The organism is Pseudoalteromonas sp. 1CM17D (assembly GCF_023161805.1).
Taxonomy (GTDB): domain Bacteria; phylum Pseudomonadota; class Gammaproteobacteria; order Enterobacterales; family Alteromonadaceae; genus Pseudoalteromonas; species Pseudoalteromonas atlantica.
Window position 1 is genome coordinate 270,830 of record NZ_JALNTP010000001.1, and the last position, 25,773, is coordinate 296,602.

24 protein-coding genes and 1 pseudogene are annotated in these 25,773 nt (G+C 40.4%); 18 read left to right on the forward strand and 7 right to left on the reverse strand.

The genetic code is table 11. From position 1 onward, the window contains the following. The first annotated feature begins 56 nt into the window (after positions 1-56). Genes MSC25_RS01175 through serS form a run of 5 tightly spaced genes read left to right on the forward strand, consistent with a single transcriptional unit; the run spans position 57 to position 6,234 of the window. Positions 57-2,585: a DNA translocase FtsK 4TM domain-containing protein gene (locus MSC25_RS01175; protein WP_248442181.1), complete on the forward strand. Its 2,529-nt coding sequence runs from the start codon at positions 57-59 to the stop codon at positions 2,583-2,585. Continuing rightward, positions 2,585-3,211 carry an outer membrane lipoprotein chaperone LolA gene (lolA, locus tag MSC25_RS01180; protein WP_096739538.1) on the forward strand — a complete coding sequence of 209 codons (627 nt, stop codon included), beginning with the start codon at positions 2,585-2,587 and terminating at the stop codon, positions 3,209-3,211. Before MSC25_RS01175 ends, lolA begins: the two co-directional genes overlap by 1 nt. After that, on the forward strand, positions 3,204-4,547 hold the full coding sequence (locus MSC25_RS01185; RefSeq protein ID WP_248442183.1) for a replication-associated recombination protein A: 1,344 nt from the start codon (positions 3,204-3,206) through the stop codon (positions 4,545-4,547). The genes lolA and MSC25_RS01185 overlap by 8 nt, the downstream gene beginning before the upstream one ends. Then, positions 4,540-4,920, forward strand: a complete 381-nt coding sequence (crcB, locus tag MSC25_RS01190) for a fluoride efflux transporter CrcB (protein WP_004586743.1) — start codon at positions 4,540-4,542, stop codon at positions 4,918-4,920. Before MSC25_RS01185 ends, crcB begins: the two co-directional genes overlap by 8 nt. Before the next feature lie 9 nt (positions 4,921-4,929). After that, positions 4,930-6,234: a serine--tRNA ligase gene (serS, locus tag MSC25_RS01195; RefSeq protein ID WP_248442185.1), complete on the forward strand. Its 1,305-nt coding sequence runs from the start codon at positions 4,930-4,932 to the stop codon at positions 6,232-6,234. Positions 6,235-6,459: 225 nt separating this feature from the next. Here serS and MSC25_RS01200 read toward each other — a convergent pair. Then, positions 6,460-7,422 (reverse strand): annotated as a pseudogene (locus MSC25_RS01200) (integron integrase). Between the two features lie 290 nt (positions 7,423-7,712). Between MSC25_RS01200 and MSC25_RS01205 the strand changes: the two are divergent. The 9 genes from MSC25_RS01205 to MSC25_RS01245 all read left to right on the forward strand — a co-directional run bounded on the left by MSC25_RS01205 (position 7,713) and on the right by MSC25_RS01245 (position 13,790). Beyond that, a complete protein-coding gene (locus tag MSC25_RS01205; protein ID WP_248442187.1) occupies positions 7,713-8,207 on the forward strand; it encodes a hypothetical protein in 495 nt (164 codons plus the stop codon). A gap of 108 nt (positions 8,208-8,315) precedes the next feature. Continuing rightward, a complete protein-coding gene (locus tag MSC25_RS01210) occupies positions 8,316-8,864 on the forward strand; it encodes a GNAT family N-acetyltransferase (protein WP_055255060.1) in 549 nt (182 codons plus the stop codon). Between the two features lie 87 nt (positions 8,865-8,951). Next, on the forward strand, positions 8,952-9,488 hold the full coding sequence (locus tag MSC25_RS01215) for a GNAT family protein (RefSeq protein WP_248442189.1): 537 nt from the start codon (positions 8,952-8,954) through the stop codon (positions 9,486-9,488). Beyond that, positions 9,469-9,957, forward strand: coding sequence for a hypothetical protein (locus MSC25_RS01220; protein ID WP_248442191.1), 489 nt, complete (start codon positions 9,469-9,471; stop codon positions 9,955-9,957). The genes MSC25_RS01215 and MSC25_RS01220 overlap by 20 nt, the downstream gene beginning before the upstream one ends. A 123-nt stretch (positions 9,958-10,080) precedes the next feature. Then, complete coding sequence (locus MSC25_RS01225; protein WP_248442193.1) at positions 10,081-10,686, forward strand: DUF998 domain-containing protein; 606 nt, start codon at positions 10,081-10,083, stop codon at positions 10,684-10,686. 18 nt (positions 10,687-10,704) lie between these two features. Next, complete coding sequence (locus tag MSC25_RS01230) at positions 10,705-11,049, forward strand: hypothetical protein (RefSeq protein ID WP_248442194.1); 345 nt, start codon at positions 10,705-10,707, stop codon at positions 11,047-11,049. Between the two features lie 148 nt (positions 11,050-11,197). Continuing rightward, positions 11,198-11,752 carry a hypothetical protein gene (locus MSC25_RS01235; protein ID WP_248442196.1) on the forward strand — a complete coding sequence of 185 codons (555 nt, stop codon included), beginning with the start codon at positions 11,198-11,200 and terminating at the stop codon, positions 11,750-11,752. 101 nt (positions 11,753-11,853) lie between these two features. After that, positions 11,854-12,321: a hypothetical protein gene (locus MSC25_RS01240; protein WP_248442198.1), complete on the forward strand. Its 468-nt coding sequence runs from the start codon at positions 11,854-11,856 to the stop codon at positions 12,319-12,321. Between the two features lie 326 nt (positions 12,322-12,647). Then, positions 12,648-13,790 (forward strand): serine hydrolase domain-containing protein, encoded by a 1,143-nt coding sequence (locus MSC25_RS01245; RefSeq protein ID WP_248442200.1) that lies wholly within the window; start codon positions 12,648-12,650, stop codon positions 13,788-13,790. A 248-nt stretch (positions 13,791-14,038) separates the two neighbouring features. Here the strand turns inward: MSC25_RS01245 and MSC25_RS01250 are convergent, their stop codons facing one another. Beyond that, positions 14,039-15,244 (reverse strand): PQQ-dependent sugar dehydrogenase, encoded by a 1,206-nt coding sequence (locus MSC25_RS01250; RefSeq protein ID WP_248442203.1) that lies wholly within the window; start codon positions 15,242-15,244, stop codon positions 14,039-14,041. Here MSC25_RS01250 and MSC25_RS01255 point away from each other — a divergent pair. After that, on the forward strand, positions 15,229-15,675 hold the full coding sequence (locus tag MSC25_RS01255) for a hypothetical protein (RefSeq protein WP_248442205.1): 447 nt from the start codon (positions 15,229-15,231) through the stop codon (positions 15,673-15,675). The genes MSC25_RS01250 and MSC25_RS01255 overlap by 16 nt on opposite strands. 79 nt (positions 15,676-15,754) lie before the next feature. Here the strand turns inward: MSC25_RS01255 and MSC25_RS01260 are convergent, their stop codons facing one another. Then, positions 15,755-17,017, reverse strand: coding sequence for a valine--pyruvate transaminase (locus MSC25_RS01260; protein ID WP_248442629.1), 1,263 nt, complete (start codon positions 17,015-17,017; stop codon positions 15,755-15,757). Between the two features lie 239 nt (positions 17,018-17,256). On the opposite strand from MSC25_RS01260, the gene MSC25_RS01265 reads away from it, so the two are divergent. From MSC25_RS01265 to MSC25_RS01275, 3 genes are all read left to right on the forward strand, one after another. Next, complete coding sequence (locus tag MSC25_RS01265) at positions 17,257-18,348, forward strand: endonuclease/exonuclease/phosphatase family protein (RefSeq protein WP_248442631.1); 1,092 nt, start codon at positions 17,257-17,259, stop codon at positions 18,346-18,348. Positions 18,349-18,492: 144 nt separating this feature from the next. Beyond that, on the forward strand, positions 18,493-18,912 hold the full coding sequence (locus MSC25_RS01270; RefSeq protein ID WP_248442207.1) for an MAPEG family protein: 420 nt from the start codon (positions 18,493-18,495) through the stop codon (positions 18,910-18,912). Positions 18,913-19,036: 124 nt separating this feature from the next. Next, positions 19,037-20,413 (forward strand): hypothetical protein, encoded by a 1,377-nt coding sequence (locus tag MSC25_RS01275; protein ID WP_248442209.1) that lies wholly within the window; start codon positions 19,037-19,039, stop codon positions 20,411-20,413. Between the two features lie 169 nt (positions 20,414-20,582). On the opposite strand, the gene MSC25_RS01280 is transcribed toward MSC25_RS01275, so the two are convergent. The 4 genes from MSC25_RS01280 to MSC25_RS01295 form a co-directional block, all read right to left on the reverse strand. Beyond that, entirely contained in the window at positions 20,583-21,455 is an 873-nt protein-coding gene (locus MSC25_RS01280) for a family 16 glycosylhydrolase (protein ID WP_171036152.1), read from the reverse strand. A gap of 453 nt (positions 21,456-21,908) precedes the next feature. After that, on the reverse strand, positions 21,909-23,183 hold the full coding sequence (locus MSC25_RS01285) for an Ig-like domain-containing protein (RefSeq protein WP_096041629.1): 1,275 nt from the start codon (positions 23,181-23,183) through the stop codon (positions 21,909-21,911). A gap of 33 nt (positions 23,184-23,216) precedes the next feature. Further along, positions 23,217-23,729 carry an outer membrane beta-barrel protein gene (locus MSC25_RS01290; protein ID WP_096041630.1) on the reverse strand — a complete coding sequence of 171 codons (513 nt, stop codon included), beginning with the start codon at positions 23,727-23,729 and terminating at the stop codon, positions 23,217-23,219. A gap of 174 nt (positions 23,730-23,903) precedes the next feature. Then, complete coding sequence (locus MSC25_RS01295; protein ID WP_248442211.1) at positions 23,904-25,751, reverse strand: ABC transporter ATP-binding protein; 1,848 nt, start codon at positions 25,749-25,751, stop codon at positions 23,904-23,906. Between the last annotated feature and the right edge of the window lie 22 nt (positions 25,752-25,773).

A 25,773-nucleotide genomic window follows, 5' to 3' on the forward strand; every position in this document is an offset into this window, starting at 1 on the left:
TAAGGTATTTGATTGCAAGCAAGTGCCAATAGAACAATAAAGAGGGATAGGAAGTTATGCGCCTAAACGGTGTGCAAAGACTATTAGAAACAGGGCTGATCATCAGTACCTTTGCGGCAATATTCATTTTATGTGCTTTAATCAGCTTTGATCCCGCTGACCCTGCGTGGTCGCAAACGGGTGAATTTAGAAACGTAAAAAATATTACAGGCACTGCCGGTGCTTGGGTAGCCGATATATTATTACTGTCATTTGGTTGGCTTGCTTATTTAGTGCCAGCCGCTATTCAGCTGTTTGGCTATTTATTATTTAAACAACCTCATCGTATTTTACAGCTCGATTACACCACTCTTGCCTTGCGTGTTATTGGCTTTGCTTTATTTATTACCTCAGCAACGGCAATCAGCAGCATTAACTTTGATGATATTTATAACTTTTCATCCGGCGGGGTAGTGGGCGATGTGATTGCATCGGCCATGATGCCAGCATTTAACTTTACCGGTACATCAATTTTATTATTGTGCTTCTTTTTTGCTGGGCTTACTTTATTAACCGGTGTGTCGTGGGTTGAATTTGTAGACTACCTCGGCGATTTAGTGGTTAGAGGCTACCGTTACACTGCTAATTACGCCCAAGGTTGGATGCAACGAGAGCGTATTGCGGCAAATCCGGTGCAAGCCGATGCGCAATTTAATGATGACCCTGACGATTATGAGCAAAGCGATACCAGATTCGAGCAATCATCAGAATTTGAACAAGAACCAGCTAAAAGTAAAAAACCAGCTAAACAAAAAGCCATTACTAAAGAGCAGCCTACCTTTAGCGAGCCGCAAATTAGTGATGACTACAGCCCATTTGATGAGCTAGACGATATACTCGACCAAGAAATTGGCTTTAGCGCCATAGACGATGAGCCAATGGATACAGCGGCTGCACTTAATGCGCTTGATCAAAGCCAAGTTGTTGAGCCTGAAAAACCGGTTACCACGGTGGTATCGCCAGCAAGGCCTATGCCTAAGCCAAAACCTGCATATCAGCCTCCGCCAACAGCAAAAGAAAAGTTTGAAGAGTTACTTGATAAAGAGCCACCGCCAGGGCCATTACCGTCGCTTGATTTACTCGACAGACCGGATAAAGCCAAAAACCCGATATCGGAAGAAGAGCTTGAAAGTGTATCGCGCCTTGTTGAAACAAAATTACTCGACTTTAACGTACAAGCAAAAGTGGTTGGCGTATACCCAGGCCCAGTTGTAACACGTTTTGAGCTTGATTTAGCACCGGGTATAAAAGTGTCTAAAATTACTGGTTTATCAAAAGATTTAGCCCGTTCGTTGTCGGCAATTAGTGTACGTGTGGTTGAGGTGATCCCAGGTAAAACTTACATAGGGATAGAGCTGCCTAATAAGTACCGTGAAATTGTACGTTTATCTGAGGTAATTAACGCCCCTAAATTTGAGCAAAATCCATCGCCACTAACCATGGTGTTAGGTAAAGATATTGCAGGGCAACCTGTGTGTGCCGATTTAGGTAAAATGCCCCATTTACTGGTAGCGGGTACCACAGGTTCGGGTAAGTCAGTGGGCGTTAATGTAATGATATTAAGCTTACTGTACAAATCGGGCCCTGATGATGTTCGTATGATCATGATTGACCCGAAAATGCTTGAGCTTTCGGTTTACGAAGGTATTCCGCACCTATTGTGTGAAGTAGTTACCGACATGAAAGAAGCCGCTAACGCACTACGTTGGTGTGTAGGCGAAATGGAACGCCGTTATAAATTAATGTCGGCGTTGGGTGTACGTAACTTAAAAGGTTACAACCAAAAAGTACTTGAGGCCAAAGAAGCGGGTTACCCAATTCTTGACCCATTATTTAAAGACACCGACGGCATGAAAGAAGGCCCAGACGAGTTAGATAAACTACCGAGCATAGTGGTAGTAATAGACGAATTTGCCGACATGATGATGATTGTAGGTAAAAAAGTTGAAGAGCTAATTGCCCGTATTGCGCAAAAAGCACGTGCCGCAGGTATACATTTAGTACTTGCAACACAGCGCCCATCGGTAGATGTAATTACCGGCTTAATTAAAGCCAATATACCTACGCGTATGGCGTTTCAGGTGTCGAGTAAAATAGACTCGCGTACCATATTGGATCAACAAGGCGCAGAAAACTTACTCGGTATGGGTGATATGCTTTACTTACCGCCAGGCACAAGCGTACCAGAGCGTGTGCATGGCGCATTTGTAGACGACCATGAAGTACATGCGGTAGTAAACGATTGGAAAGCACGCGGTAAACCTAATTACATTGATGAAATTTTAAATGGTGATGCAACAGAAGATGTTTTATTACCAGGTGAAACCAGTGAAAATGCAGATGAAGAGTCAGATCCGCTATACGACGAAGCCGTTGCGTTTGTAATCGAAACCGGCAAAGTATCGGTATCATCAGTACAACGTAAATTACGTGTTGGCTATAACCGCGCAGCACGACTAGTAGAACAAATGGAAACATCGGGTATCGTGAGTTCACCAGGCCATAACGGCGCTCGCGATGTATTAGTACCTAATGGAGCAAATTAATGAAAAAGTTAAACAGTTTATTATTAATGCTTGGCAGTTTAATTGCCACGCCTAGCTTTGCTGATGACAGCCAAGCACTGCAAGACAAACTCGCAACCCTTAAAAGTTTTAAAGCGCAGTTTTCTCAAAACGTAACCGATCCGCAAGGCCAAGCGGTTATGCAAGGCGAGGGCACAATTGCCCTTAAACAACCTATGATGATCCGCTGGCAGCAAACAAACCCAGACGATACCTTATTTGTATCCAATGGTGACAAAACCTATTACTTCGACAGCTTTGCTGAGCAAGTAACTATTATGGATACCCATAGCCTTATAGATTCAACACCGTTTGTACTGCTTACTTCAAAAGATCCCGCACAATGGGAAAAATACAGCGTTCAAGCCACAGAGTCTGGCTTTAGTGTAACGCCAAATAAAGGCGTAGAGAGCCAAGTAGAGCAACTTGATATTACCTTTGCAGGTAACGAGCAAGGCCTTGCTAAGTTAGTTGTGACTGATAATTCTGGTCAGCTTTCATCGTTTAGTTTTAACAATGCACAAGTAAATACCGCGCTTGATACAAGCACCTTTGAATTTACCCCACCAGAGGGTGTAGAAATAGACGATCAGAGTAACGGTGAATAATTTAGGCTTTAACTTTGGGCCCGATGTACGCCCACTTGCGGCGCGCATGCGCCCAACAACGCTTGACGAATACATAGGTCAGCAGCATTTACTAAGTAGCGACAAGCCCTTGCACCAAGCCATTGTTGCAGGGCGTTGCCACAGCTTAATTTTGTGGGGGCCGCCTGGGGTAGGTAAAACCACCCTTGCGCAAATTATTGCAAATCACGCCGATGCCGAACTTATACAAATGTCGGCTGTGACTGCAGGCGTAAAAGATATTCGCGACAGCGTAACGCAAGCGCACGATAACCTACAAAGCCGCGGGCAACGCACCTTAATGTTTGTGGATGAAGTACACCGTTTTAATAAATCGCAGCAAGATGCATTTTTACCTCACATAGAAGACGGCACTTTTATATTTGTAGGCGCGACAACCGAAAACCCTTCATTTGCACTTAACAACGCTATTTTGTCGCGTGCACGCGTGTATGTTTTAAAGTCGCTAGCCGATACCGACCTATACACCGTGATAGAGCGCGCACTTAAGCAAGATGAGCAACTAAACCAAAAAAACATTCTTATTGCCGATAACGCCAAACAGGCGCTTTGCCAAGCAAGCGGCGGCGATGCCCGTAAAGTATTAAACTTGCTTGAGCAAGCGGTTGATTTAACGAGTGAGCAAAACGGCACATACAACGTAGATGAGCACGTATTAAGCCAAGTACTGCCAACCCATTTAGCTAAATACGATAAAGGCGGCGATGAATTTTACGATTTAATATCGGCTTTTCATAAATCAGTACGAGGCAGCTCACCCGATGGTGCGCTGTATTGGTATTGCCGTATTTTAGCCGGCGGCGGCGACCCACTTTATGTAGCAAGGCGTTTACTTGCCATTGCCACAGAAGACATAGGTAATGCCGATCCGCGTGCGATGGAAGTGGCCTTAAACGCATGGGATATTTTTCAGCGTGTAGGCCCAAGCGAGGGCGAACGCGCCATTGCTCAAGCCACTTTATATTTAGCCAGCGCACCTAAAAGTAATGCGGTTTATATGGCATTTAACCAAGCAAAGGCTGATGCCAAAAACGAGCCAAGCTACCCAGTGCCAGAGCATTTACGAAACGCGCCTACAAACCTAATGAAAGATTTAGGCTATGGTGCCGAGTATCGCTACGCACATAACGAAGAGGGTGCCTTTGCCGCTGGTGAAAAATATTTACCGCCAGAAATTCAAGACAAACACTATTATTTACCGAGCGATCGTGGCCTTGAGCAAAAAATTAAGCAAAAGCTTGATTACTTAAAAGAACGCGACGCGCAAAGCCCACTTAAACGATACGAAAATGATTAAACTTTATATGATGATCGCCCTTGGCGGCGCCTCAGGAGCATGTTTACGATTTTTTATTAGCGAAACCATGCTAAAACTCCTTGGTAGGGGATTCCCTTTTGGCACGTTGACGGTTAATATTCTGGGTTCATTGTTAATGGGCATTTTGTACGGTTTGATAGAGAAAGAAATTATCGCCACAAGCCCCGCTAAAACCCTTATTGGTATTGGCTTTTTAGGTGCGTTAACCACCTTTTCAACATTCTCAATGGACTCGTTGTTGTTATTACAACAAGGTCACTTTATTAAAATGGCCCTCAATATCATCTTAAATGTGATGATCTGTATTTTTATGGCTTGGCTGGGCCTTCAGCTGGTAATGCAAAAAGGTTAAAAAACTAACATGTTAGATTCTAAATATTTACGACAAGACGTTGAGCAAACTGCAGCACGCTTAGCGGCTCGTGGCTACGAGCTTGATGTTGCAAAAGTGACAGAACTTGAAGAACAACGCAAAACATTACAAGTAAAAACGCAAGAGCTTCAAAGTCAACGTAACGCCAGTGCTAAAGCCATTGGCCAAGCAAAAGCAAAAGGCGAAGACGCACAACCACTACTAGACGCAGTGGCAAATTTAGGCAGCGAATTAGACGCAACTAAAAAAGCGCAAGACGAAGTACTCAACGCCATTAACGAAATTGCTTTAGCAATTCCAAACTTGCCAGACGAATCAGTACCAGAAGGCGCTGATGAAGAGGACAACGTTGAAATACTTACCTGGGGCACGCCTAAAAAGTACGACTTTGAAGTAAAAGATCACGTAGACGTAGGGCAAGACCTAAACGGCCTAGACTTTGAAATGGGCGTTAAAATTAGTGGCGCACGTTTTACAGTAATGCGCGGCCAAGTAGCGCGTATGCACCGTGCACTTACGCAATACATGCTAGATACCCACACAGATAAAAACGGCTATACAGAAATGTATGTACCGTACTTAGTAAATAGCGCAAGCCTTTTCGGTACAACCCAATTACCTAAGTTTGCAGGCGATTTATTCCATACATTAGGCCTAGTAAACGACGACGGTGAACAACAAGCTGGCTTTAGCTTAATCCCAACAGCAGAAGTACCGCTGACTAATAGCGCACGTGACGAAATTTACGAAGAAAGCGATTTACCGATTCGCTTAACTGCGCACACGCCGTGTTTTAGAAGTGAAGCGGGCAGCTACGGTCGTGATACACGCGGCTTAATTCGCCAGCATCAGTTTGATAAAGTTGAACTAGTTCAACTAGTAAAACCAGAAGATTCAATGCAAGCGCTTGAAGAGCTAACAGGCCACGCAGAGCAAATTTTACAAGCACTAGAACTACCATACCGTAAAGTAATTTTATGTATGGGCGACATGGGCTTTGGCGCAGCTAAAACATACGACTTAGAAGTATGGTTACCGGCCCAAGATACCTACCGCGAAATTTCGTCTTGTTCAAATATGGTCGATTTCCAAGCGCGCCGTATGCAAGCACGTTTTCGCCGTGAAGGTGCTAAAAAGCCAGAGTTACTACATACACTAAATGGCTCAGGTTTAGCCGTTGGCCGTACACTCGTAGCCATACTAGAAAACTACCAACAAGCCGATGGTTCAGTAGTTGTACCAGAAGTATTACGCCCATACATGGGTGGACTTGAAGTGATTGGGAAAGTTTAAAGTACTAGCTGTCATTTTTTAGCTGTAAGCTTTAGAAAGAAAGCCGCTGTTTTAACGAACAGCGGTTTTTTTGTTTTAGGAAAAGGTTCGAGGTTAAAGGTAAAAGCTGAGATATTAATTCGCAGTGAAATTCATTGTGTAAGAATCGGCTTCATACATATCGGCGCTATTTTTGTATAAGGCGTACTTTAACGCGTGACACACAATTAAAAACTTTTGCTGGTTTTATAATCTCGAAAATGGGCTTACAACACCATTGGCTCCTTGTTGTAAAACATGAGTATATATTTGGGTTGTTCGCACATCACTATGGCCTAATTGTGCCTGAACCGTGCGAATATCAGCGCCACTTTGCAATAGGTGCGTTGCAAATGAATGGCGTAAGGTATGTGGTGTAACGTGTTTCCTAATTTTTGCATCGTCAGCAGCCTATTTAACAGCGCGTTGTAATTGCTTTTCATCAATATGATGACGCCTCAGCTGCTTACTCTCAGGATCAATGCTTAATTTATGTGATGAAAATAAATATTGCCACCCTAATTGTTTGTTATAGTTTGGATATTTTTTACGTAACAAATGCGGCATGTAAGCGCCGCTATATAAGGGGTTTTTCAGATCTAATTGTAGGTAACTATCAACTAATTGTATTTGAGCACGTAATTGCGGCATGAGCTCTACTGCAAGCGTTACAACACGATTTTTACCTCCTTTGCCATCCCAAATTCGAATGCAGTTATAGTCAAAGTCAATATCGTGTACTCGTAAACGCAGTACCTCCATTAATCGCATACCACTGCCATAAAGTAGTCCACAGGGTAAATAATGCTTCGCAGAGCACACTTTAAAAAAATTATTTATTTCCTGCTGCGTTAAAACTACCGGTAGTTTAGTTGCTCGTTTGCTCTTAATAAAACCTAATGATAATGAGAGTGGCTTTTTAATCACTTCTTTAAATAAAAAGCTCAACGCATTTAAGGCTTGTGTTTGAGTATTAGGAGCAACATTTTGTTGGTTGACTAAATGATTTAAAAAAAGTTCGACCTCATTATCTCCCATCGTTGTTGGGTGCCTCATAGAGTTAAAACGAATAAACGAAGCTATCCAGTATAAATACGCTTTAATGGTACTTTTAGCATAACGCTTTAGATACATTTGTTCGGCTATCATAGTTAAAAAAGGTGATTTCATGAAATGAATCTCTAGTAAAATTTTACTGTATATATAGACAGTGCATATTGTTTTGTCCAATATTACTGATCTCCACCATTTCGGTGTATTTTCGCACTGATTAAAAATAATTTTCAGTTAACTAATTGTTTACAGGTGTTTATTTGATGGTTAAGATAAATGCATTGTAATATATGGACATTTGTCGGTTTATAAAACGACAAATGTCGTAGACAAAATTGTTATATGGCTAAGGAGTCAGCCTTTGAAACATCTCGCAGTATCGATACTTTTATTCTTCATGTTTTTTTTTGTTAAATGGCACTAATGATCTACTGAATAGTTATGAGTTTTCCCAAAAAACAATAGTAATTGCAAACCTTATAGGCTTTTTGTTTTTACTAACGAGTTTTATTCTAGCTTTTTCATTTGCGATAATGTGGAAAAATGATCGAGATACCAAAGCATTTATCCTTATCTTTGTTGGTTTGGCTTTTGGTTTTTTAATTCCTGAAGTATTGCTGCCTCTATTTAAAAATGTAAATCCTGCAATTCCATTTTACGTAGAAATCCTAAAGAACATTGCATTGTTTTCATCCGCTGGTTGTGCTGGAAGTCTATTTGCAATATCTGCAGAGCGCTATACAACAGATGAAAAAAACACATCGCAAGTAAGTAAATGTGAGTGTGTAAGCTCCAGAAAAGAAACGATAAAATTATCCGGCCAGGTATCTAAGCTAACAAAATTGATATACATTGCTTTTGTACTTCAATTTATTCTAGTTGTTGCTCTTATCGCCATATAACAAGTCGTTTAAAAGGACAAAAAACAGTTGGCTTTTGCTCCTTCGTCGCTAATTTTAGCCAACTATTTTATTGCCTCTTAACGGGGCGTTATAAGGCATAGTCGAAGAATGTTGAAAACGGAAAGATTACTGCTTCGTCAATGGACAGAGGATGATTTTCTTCCATTCGCTGAAATGTGTAACGATAAAGAAGTAATGGAATTTTTTCCAAAACTTCAGACCCAAGAAGAAAGTTTTGAGATGGGGAGAAAAATCCTATCCCTTATCAATGAGCGAGGATGGGGTTTATGGGCAATAGAAATTCCTAATCAGCATAAATTTATTGGCTTTGTGGGTTTGCATACTCCTACAAATAAAATGCCGTTTTCACCTTGTGTAGAAATTGGGTGGCGATTATCAAAACATTACTGGGGTAAAGGCTACGCAACCGAGGCTGCCGAAGAAGCTCTAAAATATGCGTTCAATACGCTAAATCTAAATGAGGTGGTCTCATTTACCACATTAGCCAATGATCGTTCTAAAGCTATTATGCAAAAAATTGGTATGCATAACAGCAACCAAAATTTTATGCACCCAGACATTGAAGTTTCACATCCTCAATGTGAGCATGTGCTATACAAAATTAGTAAATTAGCGTGGCAGAGAAATGCCTTATAACAAGTTACTTAAGTACGTTCCGCTTCGCTCCACAGGACGCGCTAACGCGCGCCTCTTAGCAAGGCGTTATATAGCAAAGGAAAGCCTGTGCAAATTGAAACCCAAAGGCTCATTTTAAAGCCAATTTGTAAAGATGACAGGGAGCTTTTTGAGCAGCTTCATCAATCAAGCGATGTACTCAAGTATGTTAGTGATCCATTTACCAAATCTGAAATAAATGAACGTTTTAATTGTCGCTTAGGCGAATGGAAAAAAACTTCTAATCATTGGTTAACTTTAACAATCATTGAAAAAGCTACTGGGATTAAAGTAGGCGTAACTGGTTTTTATCCCGAATGGGAGCCATATCAACAAGCTGAACTTGGCTTTTTACTAAGTCCTGAGTTTCAGGGCAAAGGGTATGGTAAAGAGTCAACTATTGCCGTTATTGAATATGCCTTTAATCAATGTAACTTCCATAAAGTGATCGCAACTGTCACTGAAGGTAATTCCCCATCATTTAATTTACTAAAAGCGTTGGGTTTTACTCATGAAGGTACAATTCGAGATAACTTTAAATTAGGTGGTAGTTGGTGTAATGATTTAAAGTTAGGGTTACTTAATCATGAGTACAATGCTATATAACAAGTCATTAAAGAAAGACTCGTCACGGCTTGCTCGAGTTCCTTCGTCACTCAGTATAGCAAGCCTAAACTCGCTTCTTAATGAAGCGTTAGCAGTCAAAAGGAATTTTATGCTTTATTTGTTTTTAGGAAATGTAATTGTTGGCTTGTTCATTCTTCTTGGCATACCAATTGAAGATAAGCTTTCTACTGGCCAATACATATTTCTCATCGCCTTTTCTATATGCTTAGATTTTCCACCAACCTTGGGCTATGTGCTTGGAAGGCGTTTATCTAAAACTACGAAAATTCATTGGGAAACTTTGCTTTTTCTAGGTGTTGTTGTGGGTTTGTTTACGCAAGTTGTACTACCTGAACTAGGCTTTGGCGTATCCGAAGATAGTTCACTTTGGTACGTTTCTGCCCTTTTGTTTTTTGCAGTCGCTTTCATACCTCCAAAAATTGAAAAATGGCGGTTTAAAACGGCATGACTGCTAACAAGTCAATAAACTCGCTCACTTCGTTCGCTGGGACGCATACACGCAGGGCGGCTTCGCCATTATGCCCTACGTGCCTGCGCCCGTTATTGAAAAGTTAGCTGATAAGGAGATTCAGTGAGTTTTTTTGTAAGAGCTTTAGTAAAGCAGGCGCACCTGATTTGGATCGCTTCGATTATCAACATTGGCCTTGGCTTTGTTATCCCTGGATTCGATGTTTTTGCCAAGAGCATCAGTCATGTCGCACTTGAAGCGCCTGTATTTGCATATACACACAGGGTTGCGGATATCGTGATCGGCATCTCCATGTGCCTTTTTGCCCTTGGAATACAGCTGACCACACCTAGTCGTGTTTCTTTTTCCATGGCATCTGTTTTATTGCTTGGTCTTAGCATGATCAGTGCGGGAGTTTGGACGTTAGAGACGCCCCTGCACTTGCTCTACAACCTGTCAATCTTCATGATTATCGCACCTCTTGCGTATTCGCTTGAGTTTAAAAATATCATCAAGTCGCCTTCGTTTGAACTTTTTTCAGCAGCAGCGTCGTTCCTGCATGTGTTCATGTTTTGGCTGATCTATGCTGGCTTCATCCCGTCAGAAATTAATGGGTTGGTACAGCGTGTATGGGCCATCCCGACAATGGGTTGGTTCGGTATTGCAGCTTACATGCTAGGTTCGCGGCAGTTTTCGGCTAACAATTCAATGCAAGCGACAAGCGCGTGATTGAGGCGTTAGGTAGCTATGGATAGTACGGCAATAGAATTCAGGGATTTGTGTCTAGGAATACTAAAGTTCATATCATCTACCTCTGAACAAAAAGAGTTTGCCCGAAAAGTTGAATATATCGACTATAAAAGTGAATTCGTTTGTTGGTGGTTTGACGATTTGGTAATGGAGTCACTGCCAAAAGGTACTGGCTTAATTTTCCAGAGTTTCAACGAAAGTGAGAGGCTTATTCTCTGGGAGTTCACCAAACTCTTTGATCAAAATATTGATAGCCAAAACCAACAAATTGATGACTTATTGCAAAATCCTCAATGGCAAAAAATAGTTGAGGCTGGCACAGGTAGCATTCGGAAAACTTAGTGTAAAAACTACCTAACAAGGCAAATAAAGCGGGACTGCTAACAGTTTGCTCAGTTCCGCTCCGCTTCACATTTTAGCAAACTATTAATCAGCCCCTTATTGTGGGCGTTAGGCTACATATTTCGACCACCGCACTCCGAGGATAAACATGACTGAAAAGCAGTTCGAAAAATTAAAATACTACGTGATTTCAATTACCATATTATTCGTCGTTGGACATCTGTTGTGGGAGCATTTGAATGGTGGAATATTGAGCCACCACTTGATGCACCATCCTGATTATCCTTCAATATCAAACTGGTGGGGATTATTAATCCTCCCATTTTTGGCTTGGCTTTCTACAGAACGGATAGAGAAGCGTGTAACTCTCCAACCTAATGACGCGCCAGTAAGGGCAAAGACTTTACGAGTCGTGCGCGTTGGTTTTTTTGGCATGCTGATTTTAAGTTTTGTGCAGTCATTCAGCTTTAGTGTCGGCTACGAAAACGTTGCAATTTACTTGTCTTTAGGTTTGGTAGTAGTCGGTTTATTCCTGCCTATATACAGAGCAGAGTGTATTTTTGGTTATGTGTTTGGCTCAATAGTTTTTACTGGAGCAATAATACCGCTCATAGGTATATTGGTAATGACGGGGATTTCATGGTTTTCTCACGTATGTATAAAGCCATTAGTTTTTCGAGTTGTTAGGGCGAAACCGCAGTAGTCTAGCCTAACAATCCGCGTCATTCGGGGCCTTCGGCCCCTGCGACGCTCACAAGTTCGCGCGCATGCGCAGGGCGTTAGGTGACAAGGAGAATTTAATAGATGGAACCAAATTATTCAGAGTATTCGATTACAGAGCTAGAAGATGCACTAGCCAATATAGATAAAGAAGCCTTTCCAGACCGAGCTGAGCGAATAAAAGGCGAATTAATTTCGCGACAACCATTAGAGAAAAGCAGCCCAGAGACGCTTGAAGTTAATTTTGAACCGAACGAACAGTTCTTTAAGTGTCCAACCTGTGAAGAGAAAATAGGTTTCTTCTCTAAAACTGCCAATAAGTGGGGAAAGAAAAAAGTATGTCCACACTGCAACTCACCTTTTGAATCAACGGTTAAGCTCAAAGTATTCGCTATTGCAATAATACCAGCGCTTATTATTCATTTGTTTATCTTGCGCCCGCTTGTAGTTTCTTTTGGTCTAAATGGAGCAATTAGCACCGGTATTTTATGTGGCATTCTTACAATTCTTGCTATGCGTTACAGGAATGTCCGGAGCGCTTATGTCACCTAACAAACCAGTCAAGCTCGCTCACTCCGTTCGCTGAATGATAAAGGGGTCAAATCTTGACTTCAGACATCAAATTGCAAATAGCTAAAGTGGATTAGACACAACTCCATCTGACATTTTTCATCACAGAGCTTAACTAATTCGGACAGTCAGCTCTGTACGTGAAGCGGACATTTCGCATTCTCTACCATACAAATACCGTGTATTGTTATTAAGCTGAAAATATTGATAGTGAGATACGAGAAATCTGAAATACTAATTTAGCTCACATATCAGTTCATATGGAAGGCAAACGTTTCTGCGCGAAAACAATTAGATAAGGAAAACTCATGCACAGATTAGTTCAGGCGTTCACGATTGGCCTACTACTAAATTCAGGTAAAGCTGTTGCACAAAATAATCAGATAATGCTTTTAGAAAAAAGAATGGACGCTATTGCCGAAAAGAGCATTAGGCTAGATGGGCCGGGCTGTTCCATAGGTATAATCCAAAACAAAGAGTTTATTTTCAAAAAAAGCTATGGTCTAGCCAATGTAGAACACCAAATACCACTCAATAGTCAATCGGTATTCAGAATGGCGTCGGTATCAAAGCAATTTACAGCTTTTGCTGTTTTGCTATTAGCTGATGATGGCGTCATCAAACTAACCGACGATATTCGTCAGCATCTACCAGAACTAAAAGACTATGGAAGAAAAATCTCCATTAACTCAATACTCGGCCATTTCAGCGGTTTAGGCGACTTTGAAGATCACCTAGATACGCTTCGTGAGTCTACTTTGAGCGGCTTTATAATTGGAAGTGAAAAGTTCGTATCAAATGCCGAATACTATTCTGTTATCAAAGACCTCCCGCTTGTGCATGAGCCTGACACCACTATGGAATACAGCAATCACGGGTATATCATTCTGGCAAAATTGGTTGAACGAATAAGCGGAATGACGATACGCGAATTCACCCATAAGCGTATATTTAAGCCCCTTGGTATGAGGCATACGTTTTTTTCAGATAGCGCCGAAGAGATTATTCCTAACCGCGCATCAGGATATCGTTCGTCTGAAGCAGGAAAACAACTCAATCATTTGACGGCCTTACACACAATTGGTGATGGTGGCTTATTCAGTACCATAGATGACATGCTTATATGGGATAATCACTTCCATGCGCCTAAATTAGGCAAAGATCCTGAGGCGTTAATTGCGCTAATGAACACGCCAAATGTGAATGTGCCAGAGAGTGACGAAGAAAAGTGGTATTACGCAAACGGGCAAAATACCGATGGTCGTTATTTTTTCCACAACGGAGGTTGGGTTGGTACAGACACCAGTTACATTCGAAGACCAGACACCCAAACGTCTGTTGTTGGAATGTGCAATTCGGTGTCACTGAGTGTAAATGATTTTACTTATACAACCTTTGAGATATTGGCTGATTTAGAGTTGTGGGACGGGGAAGACCCTTCGGTATACTGAAATAAAACGCGTGAGCCGGTGAAAAAACAGCTATCGCTGACCGGCTCAAATGGAAAAGACACGTTGACCGACCGCTCCTTGTCTTCAGCGAACCTTCATTCGAAGGAGATCAAGTAACCGCTTCTCGCGCAAATCCGCCTGTCAGGTTAGATCGGAACTACAGATGTAATGTGTCAGATCAGATATGAGCCACTACAGCTAAAGCGTCCTAATATAACCCATTATATTTCTCTAAAAGCGAAGCGCCTCTAATCCTCTTTGTGAACTACTTTGGCTTTAAACAACATCAGCTCAGCATCTTTTCCATCCATTAATATCGCTACATTACCCTCAGTGGTTACATACACATCCCTTAATCGTCCAGTTGTTTCTGGGAATACGTGTGATTGTGTGAATTTTCCATTAGCCAGATTAACGCTGTAGAGCTTTTTATCTACAAGCGTGGTAATGAGCGCATGTTTTTGAAGTGAAGGGAATGCGGCGTGTTTAGTGCCGTAATACGCCATACCTGACGGGGCGATTGATGGCGTCCAATCTACGCTTGGCTTTTGCATGCCGGGGTAATCTCTAAAAGGAGATATGCGCGCTTGCGAGTAATCGTCACCGTAGGTGATCACCGGCCAGCCGTAGTTGGTAGCTGGCGTTAAGTAATTTAGCTCATCGCCACCTGCGGGGCCGTGCTCGTGGCTAACAATTTGCTCGGTATCGTAATCATACACTAAGCCCTGTGGGTTTCGGTGACCGAGCGAGTAAACAGCGTGTGCATTGGGGTTTTTGTGATTAATAAATGGGTTATCTTTTGGGATAGTGCCATCTAGGTTTATGCGTAATAGTTTGCCAAGTTGGCTGGTTATTAGTTGTGCTTGCTCTCTAAAATCAAAGCCATCACCAGTTGAAAACAGTAGAGTGTTGTCGGGTAAAAAGAGGGCGCGGCCAGCGTAGTGTTGTGGGGTATTTTTATCAGTCGCTACTGTGTAAATAATAACAGGCGTTGAAAAGCCGGTGCCATTAAAGGTAGCTTTTGCAATTACTAGGCGATTAGCCTCAGCTGTGCCTTGTGCGTAGGTAAATATAACTTCTTTGCTGGTGTTAAAATTAGGCGAGAGCACTATATCGAGTAAGCCGCCTTGGCCTGCAACGTATAAACCTTCAAGGTTTAAATTTACTCTAGTTTGCTGATTGTTTTTTACAATAACAACGTGGCCGTCGCGCTCTGTAATTAGCCATGACCCGTTTGGTAGCTTAACCATGCTCCACGGCGAATTTAATTGTGCTGCGAGTGTGTGAGTGCTGTATTGCTCTTTAGGTAATGTAGCTGCACTGGCGGTAGATGCAAAAAGCCCTACAAACAGCCATAGCGCTAATAGAGAGAGTCGTTGTTTACATTGCAAGCCTTTGCTACTGTAAGAAAAAAGCTTTACTTTAAGTTGAGATAACCATGCCATTTTTAACACGTTTACTCCCTATATTTTTAGTTTCTTGGTTATTTACCTTTACGCTTGCTAGCTTGTTTCATAGCCAATACGTTGTCAATCAATTAGTTGATGTGGGCGTTGTGGTCAGCTTAAGCGACCGTATTAATTTAACGCTAGATGATTGGTTAGGGCTATTACCTACCTATGGCGCTATTATTGCCATTGCTTTAGCTATCGCTTTTTTTGCTGTTGTGTTACTTGTTAAAAAGTTTGAAAAATACAGCATGGTGTTATTTGTGGCATCGGGTATCACTGCTTTTGCCGTGGTGCTAGTGGCCATTGAGTCGATTATGAATATTCATATTATAGCGGGCGCACGTGGATGGGGGTTTTATTTTCAGTTACTAGCAGGTGCTTTAGGTGGCTTGCTGTTTGCCTTATTAACCAAGGCGTTAGCCCCTAAACAGTAGGTTAAATAAAAAACTCAGTGGCTAACGCTAAGCGTTAACCTCCTCGTTAAAATACGATGTAAAACGGTTAATTAAAGCGCTACATAATAAGCGCTTTAATTGCCTCTAGGCCTTTTCTGAGTGTAGCTTCATCGTTAGCGTAGTTAATGCGTACGCACTGGTGTTTATGCTCCCAGCTATCTTCAATGCCAATAAAAAAGTTATGCCCAGGAATTATATATACATCTTGCTCTTTGAGTTTTTGATAAAGCATTTCGCTGGTTATTTTTGAGTCTTTAAACCATAGCCACATAAAAAACGCGCCTTCGAGTTTATGCAAATAGACAGGTAAGTCTGCAAAAATTTCATCAAACAGGTTTATGGCTATCTCTGCTTTATTTTTATAAAAAGGCAATACCGTATTTTTACACAAAGGCAGTAATTCGCCTTCGTTAATTAAGCGGGTTACTAAGCTTGGGCCAATAGCGTTAGGCGATAACACCATAGAGCCGTTAACACGGCCAATGGCTTTAATTATTTCGTTATTGGCAACCACAATACCAGTGCGCAGGCCTGGCAAGCCCAATTTTGAAAGCGACATACACAATATAATGTTTGAGTTCCACGTAAGGTTTGCATCGGTGTAAATACAGCCCGGGAAAGGGTCGCCGTAGGCGTTATCAATAATTAGGGGAATATTGTACTTGTGTGCTAGGGCGTCTAGGTGGCGTACTTCCTCATCGGTAATGACATTACCAGTTGGGTTGGTAGGGCGCGATACGCACAGTGCGCTAATACTGGTATCGTTGGCTAATACGTTTTCAACTGCATCAAAATCAATGACATATTTAAACTGCTTAGAGCCACTGGGTGTATTTAAAATTTCGATGTCGGGCTTGATTGCCACAAACATATCATCAGATAAACCTTGGTCGGCGTAACCTACGTATTCAGGCGCAAGCGGAAACAAAATACGCTTATTAGTGCCACCGCTCATTTTGCCCGCAAGCATATTAAACAATACAAAAAAGTTAGCTTGGCTGCCGTTACCCAGTGCTATGTTTTGTGGTGTTAAGCCCCAGTCAAACTCGCTATTGAGCTGTTTAGCAAGGGCCGCTCTAAATTCATCATTGCCAGTTGGCCCGTCGTACAAACCAAATACTTGCGATACTTTATTACTGGCTACTAGCTTTTGTAATTCATCTAAAAATACAGCATTAACCTGTGGTACGTGTGCGGGGTTACCGCCACCTAGCATAACAATATTTGGATTATTGCTTGCGTTAGCGCTGCCTAAATCTTCCATAAGCTGAGTTATTCCGTTGGGTTGTGTAAATTTAGTACCAAAATTTGAGTAGTTCATAATACCTATGTGTGCGCTAATAACGAGGAGGGCAGTATAGCGTAAATAAAGGGCTTTATTTGCATGTTGAGAATAATTCACGGTTTAGAACTTTAAACCCTTTAGGGTATAATTAACGCACTTTTATTCGCTAGGCTATTGTTATCAGTAATTTTGAATCGACATTACATCACACTACGCTTGAGGCTGAACCTGCCGCTGATTTAAACGAGCCTGTAGTAAAAAACACGCAATTTAAAATAGCCACGTTTAATTTATTTAACTACCTTGAGCCGCCTAATGCATATTACGATTTTGAAAAAATTTATACCGCAGAGCAATGGGCACGCAAACAGCGCTGGATTGTAGATTATTTAAATGAGTACGCGCCTGATGTAATAGGTTTTCAAGAAGTATTTAGTATTGAATCGCTAAAAGCGTTAATGGCGCAGCAAGGCTATATATATTTTGCTGTGGTTGATACGCCAGAGGTGATTGATGATTTTATTTTTAAGCGCCCGGTCGTGGCTATAGCGTCTAAATTTGAGATTGTTGATGTTGCTGCGGTTAAGCACAATACCGAGCTTGTTGAAATGCTTGGCCTTAATAGTAATTTTACGTTTAGCCGTAAGGTGTTAAGAGCCACCATTAGATTACCCCATGTAGGTAATACAGACTGTTATGTGGTTCATTTTAAGTCAAAACGAGCCATGATTGAGAGTGATGAAAGTACTACTAGCTCAGCCAAAACCGAGCCACCCTCAAGCGAAAAAAACATAATAGACACTCTAAAAGCAAATGTGGCCGGCTCGTGGGGCTCGACCATTCAGCGCGGCAGTGAAGCCACTTTACTAATGATAGAAATGATTGCCCGACGCGAAGCTACACAGCAGCCTATGGTGTTAATGGGCGATTTTAATAACGACTTAGCCGATGGTGTGTTGAGCCATTTACTAACGAATACATTGCGATTTGCCCCAGCATTTGATGTTAAAACATACCTTGCAAAATATTGTTTAAATGACGCGTGGCAGTTATTTAAAACACTAAAAATGAGCCAATTTACGACGCACAACCCACAGCAAAACGCTGGGAATGCAGATGTTCAACAAAGTAATGCTCCCGCTGCGCCATTATTAAATCGCAGCCCTACCCATTACTATGGGACGAGTAGTACGGTACTTGATTATATTTTACTCTCGTGTGAATTTGACCCAAGTTACGATGATAGCTTTTATGAAGTGAGTGATTATCATACATACGACAGGCATTTAATAAACCCAGAATACGAACGAGACGATTTAACAACCGATCACGCAGTGGTATCAATTACGCTAACGTTAAGGAGTTAATTCGTGGGTAACATTTATAAATAGCTTTGCAGCTTTTACATTATTATTGAACCTATAAATTACAAGTTATTAATTATAATGAACTTATTTTAGGCTTAAAACTTGCTGTAACTACTAAGTTAAAACAATTTTAAGGACATAAAAATGACTGAAGTTGCGCTTTCTGCCTATATGGCGTTTTACCTTTACTTAATAATGTTAGTGGTACAGTGGTCGGTAGCTACCTTTAGCAAAGCTAAACAGTCTAATGCTGTACCGGGTAAAATTAGCGATGATTTATCGCACGACAGTTTTATATTTAGAGCCCATCGTACTTTTCATAACACACTAGAAAACAGCGCGCTGTTTATTGGTACTGTGTTGTTTGCATTTGTTATAAATTACCAAAGCCCTATATTTGCCATGTGTGTTTGGGTGTACGTAATAGCGCGATTAATTCATATGGCGCTGTATTACGTTATAGCCACAGAGAAAAACCCAAGCCCACGCACGTACTTCTTTTTAATCAGTTTTATAGCCAATATTGTTATGCTAATTTTAATTGGCTTAAGATTATTGGCTTAATCAAGTTAAACGGAAAATAAAGTTAACAACCACTATTATTTAAATTTTTGGCGATTGGATAATAAATGGGCAATGCTATATAGTTAAAATTTATGAATTAATATTTAACTTTCAAAGGCAACGGATGAAATTTAAAATAGCATTTATGTTTTTACTCGTTTCAATGTTTTTAATTTACAAGTTTTATTCTCCCCAAGAAACCAATAATAGTGGTTCGAGTAATGCTTTGAATAAAGGCAGTGAAGCGGGTTTAAAGCTATTGAATAATTTATCACTGGGCAGCCAAACTAAGCAATTTGAGTTATGTTCAAATAATTTAGAAACGTTAAAAACTAACGACGATTACTCTACTTGTGTTGATAGCGTATTGATTAATGAAAATAAACGTCTTTTAAGAGAACAAGCTAAGTTAGTCGAACCAATTTACTTAGCCTGGATATACTTTAATTGGCAAGAAGCTTTATTGCATTTAACTAGTTTAAAATTGGAACTACAGGATTTTTTAATAAAAAAAATCGCGTATACCGTAGGGCAAATAGATTTACAAGAATTACTCATTTGGATTGATAATAGTAAATTAAATAATGATATAAAGGCAAAACTAATTACAGCTGGGTATTTATCCTACATGGAAAGTAGACCAGAAACAGTTCTAGAGGAAGTAAGCTACCTCTCCAATACCTCGATCAAAATGGCAGTAATAGATAATTTGCTAATGCAATGGGGCGTTCAGGACACACTAGAAGCGCTTAGCTGGATTGAGCAACAACCCAGGCCTGATATGTATATGCGGTTGATATTACCTATGTTAACGGCATTAATTGATAAAGATACTTCTTTGGCTGAAGAGACTATTTTATTACTAGACGATTCACAAATAAAATATGACGCCGTTGCGTATTTCACACAAAAGCTTGCTAGTGATGATATTGAATCATCAGAAAGCTGGGTATTGTCATTACCTGGTGGTCCTGTAAGGCAAGCTGGTTTGCGCAGGCTAGTAGAGGTAATGGCTACACAGAGAGTCGAACTCTCACGTATACTCGATATCATTTTAGCTGAAAATGACTTAACACTTCAGGGTAAATTATTGACAAATTTAGTCGCTACTTCGCCTGAAAAAGGACTAGATGCGTTAAAAGAAATAATCCCCACATTATCATTTCCTATAGCGGTTAGAAAGTCACTTTTGGCTGCACTTACCAAGCGTCTAATTGCTCAAAACCCTGATGCAACAAAAATATGGCTTAATTCATTAACTCCTAGTGAAGAAACTAGTTATGCTAAGCGTTTGGCTGGCGAGAATATGTTAGCCAGCAGCTTATCATCAAGCATAGAGATTGCGAATAGTATGTATAGTTCAAAAGAGCGAATACTTTTGATTGAAGCGGCATTTTCATTTGTAAAGCAACAAGATGAAATTGATTACAATTTTCTGTATAGAAGTTTAGTTTTGACTGAAAGTGAAATAACCCATTTAGAAAATCACTATAATGATTAGTTGTTAGGTGAGGGAATTTAAAGCTTAGTGAGTGCATCAGCTTATAAGTACTTTGCATTAAATCTCAACGAATGTGTTTTAAAACTTATTAAATGCAGTGAGTATATCGCAAACATTAGAGGGTTTGTAAACATAAGTTCCGCACTTAATAAGTTAAGTTTTTAATATATTACTGGGCTTTATAAACTCGTATCCAATCTACCCAAAATATACTTTTATTGGGATCTGCAAGCTCAGATGCATTAGGCTTAACGTCTCGCCATGGCTGATGTTCCATATCCAGTATTATGTGCATAGGCTTGTTTAAGCCTGTTCCGTTAGTATAGTTTTCAGGATCAATAATATTTGGGCCAGAGACACTTCGAACCAAAACACCATCTATATAGTAATCTAAATTCCACGCATCCTTCCAATGTACTCCATATCTACGAAATTTATTGCGGTATGTTTCTCCGTTGTTGTAAACCCAAGAGCCAGCGTCCTTTGGCTGGTAATCTTGAAATGGGTCTCGAATAAATACGTGATGACTAACATGCATACGTTGGTCAAACCACTCTTGGCCAATTCGGTCGCTACCATATGACTCCATAGCATCGATTTCTTGGGTAGAATCAGCACTAAGCATCCATACAGCATTTGCCATAGTGTTGTTTGTTGGTTTTACCATCGCCTCTAGGTATAGGGGGTAAGTAAAGGTTGCTTTAGAAGAAATAATACCTGAGAGAACTTTGTTCGTACCTGCTTTTTCGGTTGCTTGCAGACCAAGCGCCCCGCCAGTTGTATATGAGTGGCCAGCGCTAAATTCTGTATCGCCAGGACCTAGCCAAGCATTTATATAAGATGCGTTCCAACGATTATTAAAAGCAGCTGGTTTATTATTAGGTTGTGCAATGTAGTTAAACTCATCTGAAACACTTTGTAACTGCCAGCTTTTACCTGCGCCTGCTTGTGCTGGAATACTAAAAGGGCTCCAATCAGCTGCCTGGACTGAAGTGATAGACATAAACAAAGTGCTACCTATTAGTAGCTTTAGCTGTTTCATATAAAATCTCCATTTAAATTAATGTTGAAAGTTTAAAGAAATAGATAAACCTTCTTTAATTTGCCGATACACATTTTTTAGATAGTCACACGATAATTTCGTCTTGAATAACGCAAATATGTGAAAAGGCTGTCAGTAAAATATTCTTTTTAAGTCCGATAATTCGCTTAAAAATCGAACTAGGTATAATATTGCATAGATGTTAATGGTTAACAATATTTAATCAACAAAAATAATAGTAAGGGATGTGCAATGAAGAGGAAGAAGTGTTCTATAAGTTTTTAGTAGTAAAAGTAAAATGTTGGATGCTATTTAAAAACTTTGCAACTTTAGAGGCTTGTAAAAACCAAGCGACAAACCTGTAAAGAGGAAGAGAGTAGAAAGGGTAAAGTGAAGGCCTAGTAAATTAAGGCCTTCGTTCTGAGCTATTTACTTGACGTATTTAACTATTTTTTATTCAATATTGATTTGTGTACTTGTTACTATCCCATCGTAATTGACAGAAACGATAACTGTACCGTTACCATTTGAATTACTCGTTAATCTATATCTAGCCTGATTGGTTCCAATATTAATTAATTCAGCATTTGCAATTGTGCTACCATTTACACTCCAATTCGCAAATTCTGAAACATTCAAGCTAGAAGAGGTATCACTATAGTTAGCGGTTAATGTTAAATCTAAAGTACCCAGAGGGCTCAAAGTTAATGGATTTTCAGCGCCATTAATTTGAATACTTTCTAGGGTTGCGTCGCCTTCAACTTGTACGGCTACTGTTTTATACACTCCACCACAGCTCGCAACAAGCTCTGTAACGCCTGGTTTTAATGCGAGTAAAGTACCTTTATTTTCGCCCTGTTTTGTAACACCGACAGTATATGAATCTAACGTAGACCACTTTATAGTATTGTCTATATCGAAAGGAGAAGGATTGTTTATTAGATTGGCTTGCGCAGCTACGCTTATACGAGAACCTAAGTTTAATTTGATAATATCCTTAGATGTATCATCAGAAAGAATATCAATACTCTCTAGGTTAACTGGGTTGGCTGTGACAATTAAGGTATCCGATATGTTACCTATATTCGCAGTAATTGAAGTGTTCTCAATTTCACTTGATGAGGTATATAGTGTACCGTTGTTATCGATTAACGCGCTTGTTTCATCATCAAGAGTAAAACTAATATCTTTTATTGTATTTAAAGATATATAGCCATCTGAATAAGTAATATCTGCACTAATACTTGCTTCTATACACGTATTAATGTCACCTATTTCTGGTGAGGCTTGTTTTAGTTCTATGTTCGAAACGGCTTCATCACTAATTGACATTTGTCCTTCACCGGATATTTCATTTATTGTAGTGCCAGTAACCGTAATCAAACCTCTATCCAGTGGAGAATTAGTAATGGCTGTCACTAAGCCACGACTATTGACAGTGGCTACTTCTGGGTCGCTTGTACTCCAAGTAAGCTCATCGGTTACATCTCTCGTTTCTCCGTTACTATCTATACCCATGGCTTTAAGCTGAAATTGTTCTCCAGGTCTAATGCGTGTTTGATTATTGATAATAGTAACGGATTCTATAATTGTACCTTCAGTGCGAAGCTCTTCGAGAGTTACTGCTTTTTTTAGGTCGGTTGACTCAGTATCAGAGCCACAGCCAGTAACTGCTATTAATAATATCGAAATAATAGAGAGTTTGTGAGAGGTGTGTTTTATTGCCATTTTAGGATTGTACCTTTTAAAATGAGAGAATGACTAAAATTGGTAAGTAAAACCAAGAGAAATAGCTGTTATCTCGATATCGTCTTTGTCATAAAGTGATTGATAGCCAAGCCTTACTTGGGTGCTGTTTAAGTATGGAATATCTTGGTGCATTGCCACACCCCAAGCAAAACCTTTATATTGAAATTCATCATTTATAGTTTCTTCAGGGCCATTAACTGTAATATCTGTTTGCGCATAGCCGACTGAAACATCTAAACCGAAACCATTAACAACATCAGACTGCATTACGAAAAATAATGCGGCACTTTTTTCTATATCGAATTCAATGCGATAAAGGTTATCTTTCTCGTTGGCGGTTAGGTATTGGGCTTCAAAAGCCATATTATTGTTACTGACCCCTAAACGAAGTGCAGTTGATTTTGGCTTAACATCTTCGTTACTAATTGCCATTTCAGGTAATACATAGTCAACACCAATATATGCGGTGTCTGCAAAACATTGCGTTGAGGCACAGAATAGGAGTAGATAAAGAGTTTTTTCCATGTGAAAGTAAACTATCCGTAAATTATTATAAGTAAGGATGGTATATAATTGACTTAACTTAATCAAGGGAAGAGATTCGCTTGGATAAAATTAGGAACAAATTATAAATACCTGATTTAATAGCGTAATGCGCAATAAAAATCGCGCTATTTTCGGCTTATAATCTTATCTTGGCTAATCTACACCAATAAACCCACCGGTTTGATGTGCCCAAAGGCCAGCATAAATACCATTTTGCGCAATGAGCGCTTCGTGGCTGCCTTGCTCTACAACGCGTCCTTCATCAAGGACAATAAGTCTGTCCATTTGCGCAATGGTCGATAGCCTGTGAGCAATGGCAATCACAGTTTTACCTGTCATTAAATCATCTAGGCTTGCTTGTATTGCGGCTTCTACTTCTGAGTCGAGCGCGCTGGTGGCTTCATCGAGTATTAAAATAGGTGCATTTTTCAGTAATACCCGCGCTATAGCGATACGCTGGCGCTGCCCACCGGAGAGGGTTACACCGCGCTCGCCTACTTGAGCATCAAACCCTTTATTGCCTTTGCTATCTTCTAAATCGCTTATAAACTCGAGTGCTTTAGCTTGCTTGGCAGCGCTGAGCATTTCGGCTTCTGAGGCATCGGGTCGGCCGTATAAAATATTATCTTTTACAGAGCGGTGAAGCAGGGAAGTGTCTTGCGTAACCATGGCTATATAACGGCGAAGGCTTTCTTGGCTTACATCGGTAATGTTTTGGCCATCAATTTTAATCGTCCCCGAATCGGTATCGTAAAAGCGCAGCAGTAAATTAACTAACGTTGATTTACCAGCGCCAGAGCGACCCACTAAGCCAATTTTTTCACCGGGTTTGATATGTAGGTTTAGGCCGTTCATTACCGGGCCGCGATTGGTTTCGTTAGCGGCTTTGCCGTAGTTAAAGTGAACATTTGAAAAAGCGATATCGCCCTTAGAAACGGCAAGCGTTTTTGCATCGGGTTTGTCATCTACTTTAATGGGCGTAGATAAGGTTTTCATGCCATCGGTGGCGGTACCAATGTTTTCAAACAAGCTGCTTATTTCCCACATGATCCACTGCGCCATGCCATTTAATCTAAGCGATAAACTAACCGCAACTGCAATGACGCCTGCGCTAATTGCACTTAACGACCATAAATAAAGGGATAGTGCGGCCACACTAAATACTAATAAGTAATTTAGGCTATTAATGGCAAAGTTAAGGCTGGTTACTAAACGCATTTGCTTATAAACAGGCTGCAAAAATACATCCATACTTTGTTTAGCGTATTGCTCTTCACGTTGTGTGTACGAAAAAAGCTTAATGGTTGATATATTTGTATAGCTATCGACTATACGGCCGGTCATTTCAGAGCGCGCATCGGCCTGCGAGCTGGCAATTTTTTTAAGTTTTGGCACAAAGTACATTTGAATGGCGGCATAAATAATTACCCAGACTAAAAGCGGTAGCATTAAACGCCAATCAGCTTCTGCAACTAAAAACACCATAGCGCCAAAATAAACCACAATATACATTAGTACATCGAGCAGTTTCATTACGGCTTCTCGTACGGCCAGTGATGTTTGCATTACTTTTGTGGCAATACGCCCTGCAAACTCGTTTTGATAAAAGCTAACACTTTGGCGTAATAAGTATCTATGCGCCGACCAACGAATCGACATAGGGTAATTACCCAGTAATGCTTGGTGTAAAATAGCCGAGTGAAAAAACACCACAATAGGCAATATCACTAAAAGTACTACCGCCATTTTTATAAGTTCGGTTTTTTGCTCTTCAAATAGGGTTTGCGGTGTGTAGGTGCCCAACCAATCAACCAATTGGCCCATATAGCTAAATAACGATACTTCTAAAATGGCAAGCAGGGCAGCACTAACAGACATTAAAACTAACGACAGCTCCATACCTTTAGTGTAATGACGACAAAACGCAAATAATGTAGAGGGCGGCTGCGTTGGCTTTTGCTCAGGAAATGCGTTGGTCATTTTTTCGAATAATCGATACATTTTATAAACTTAAATGACAAAA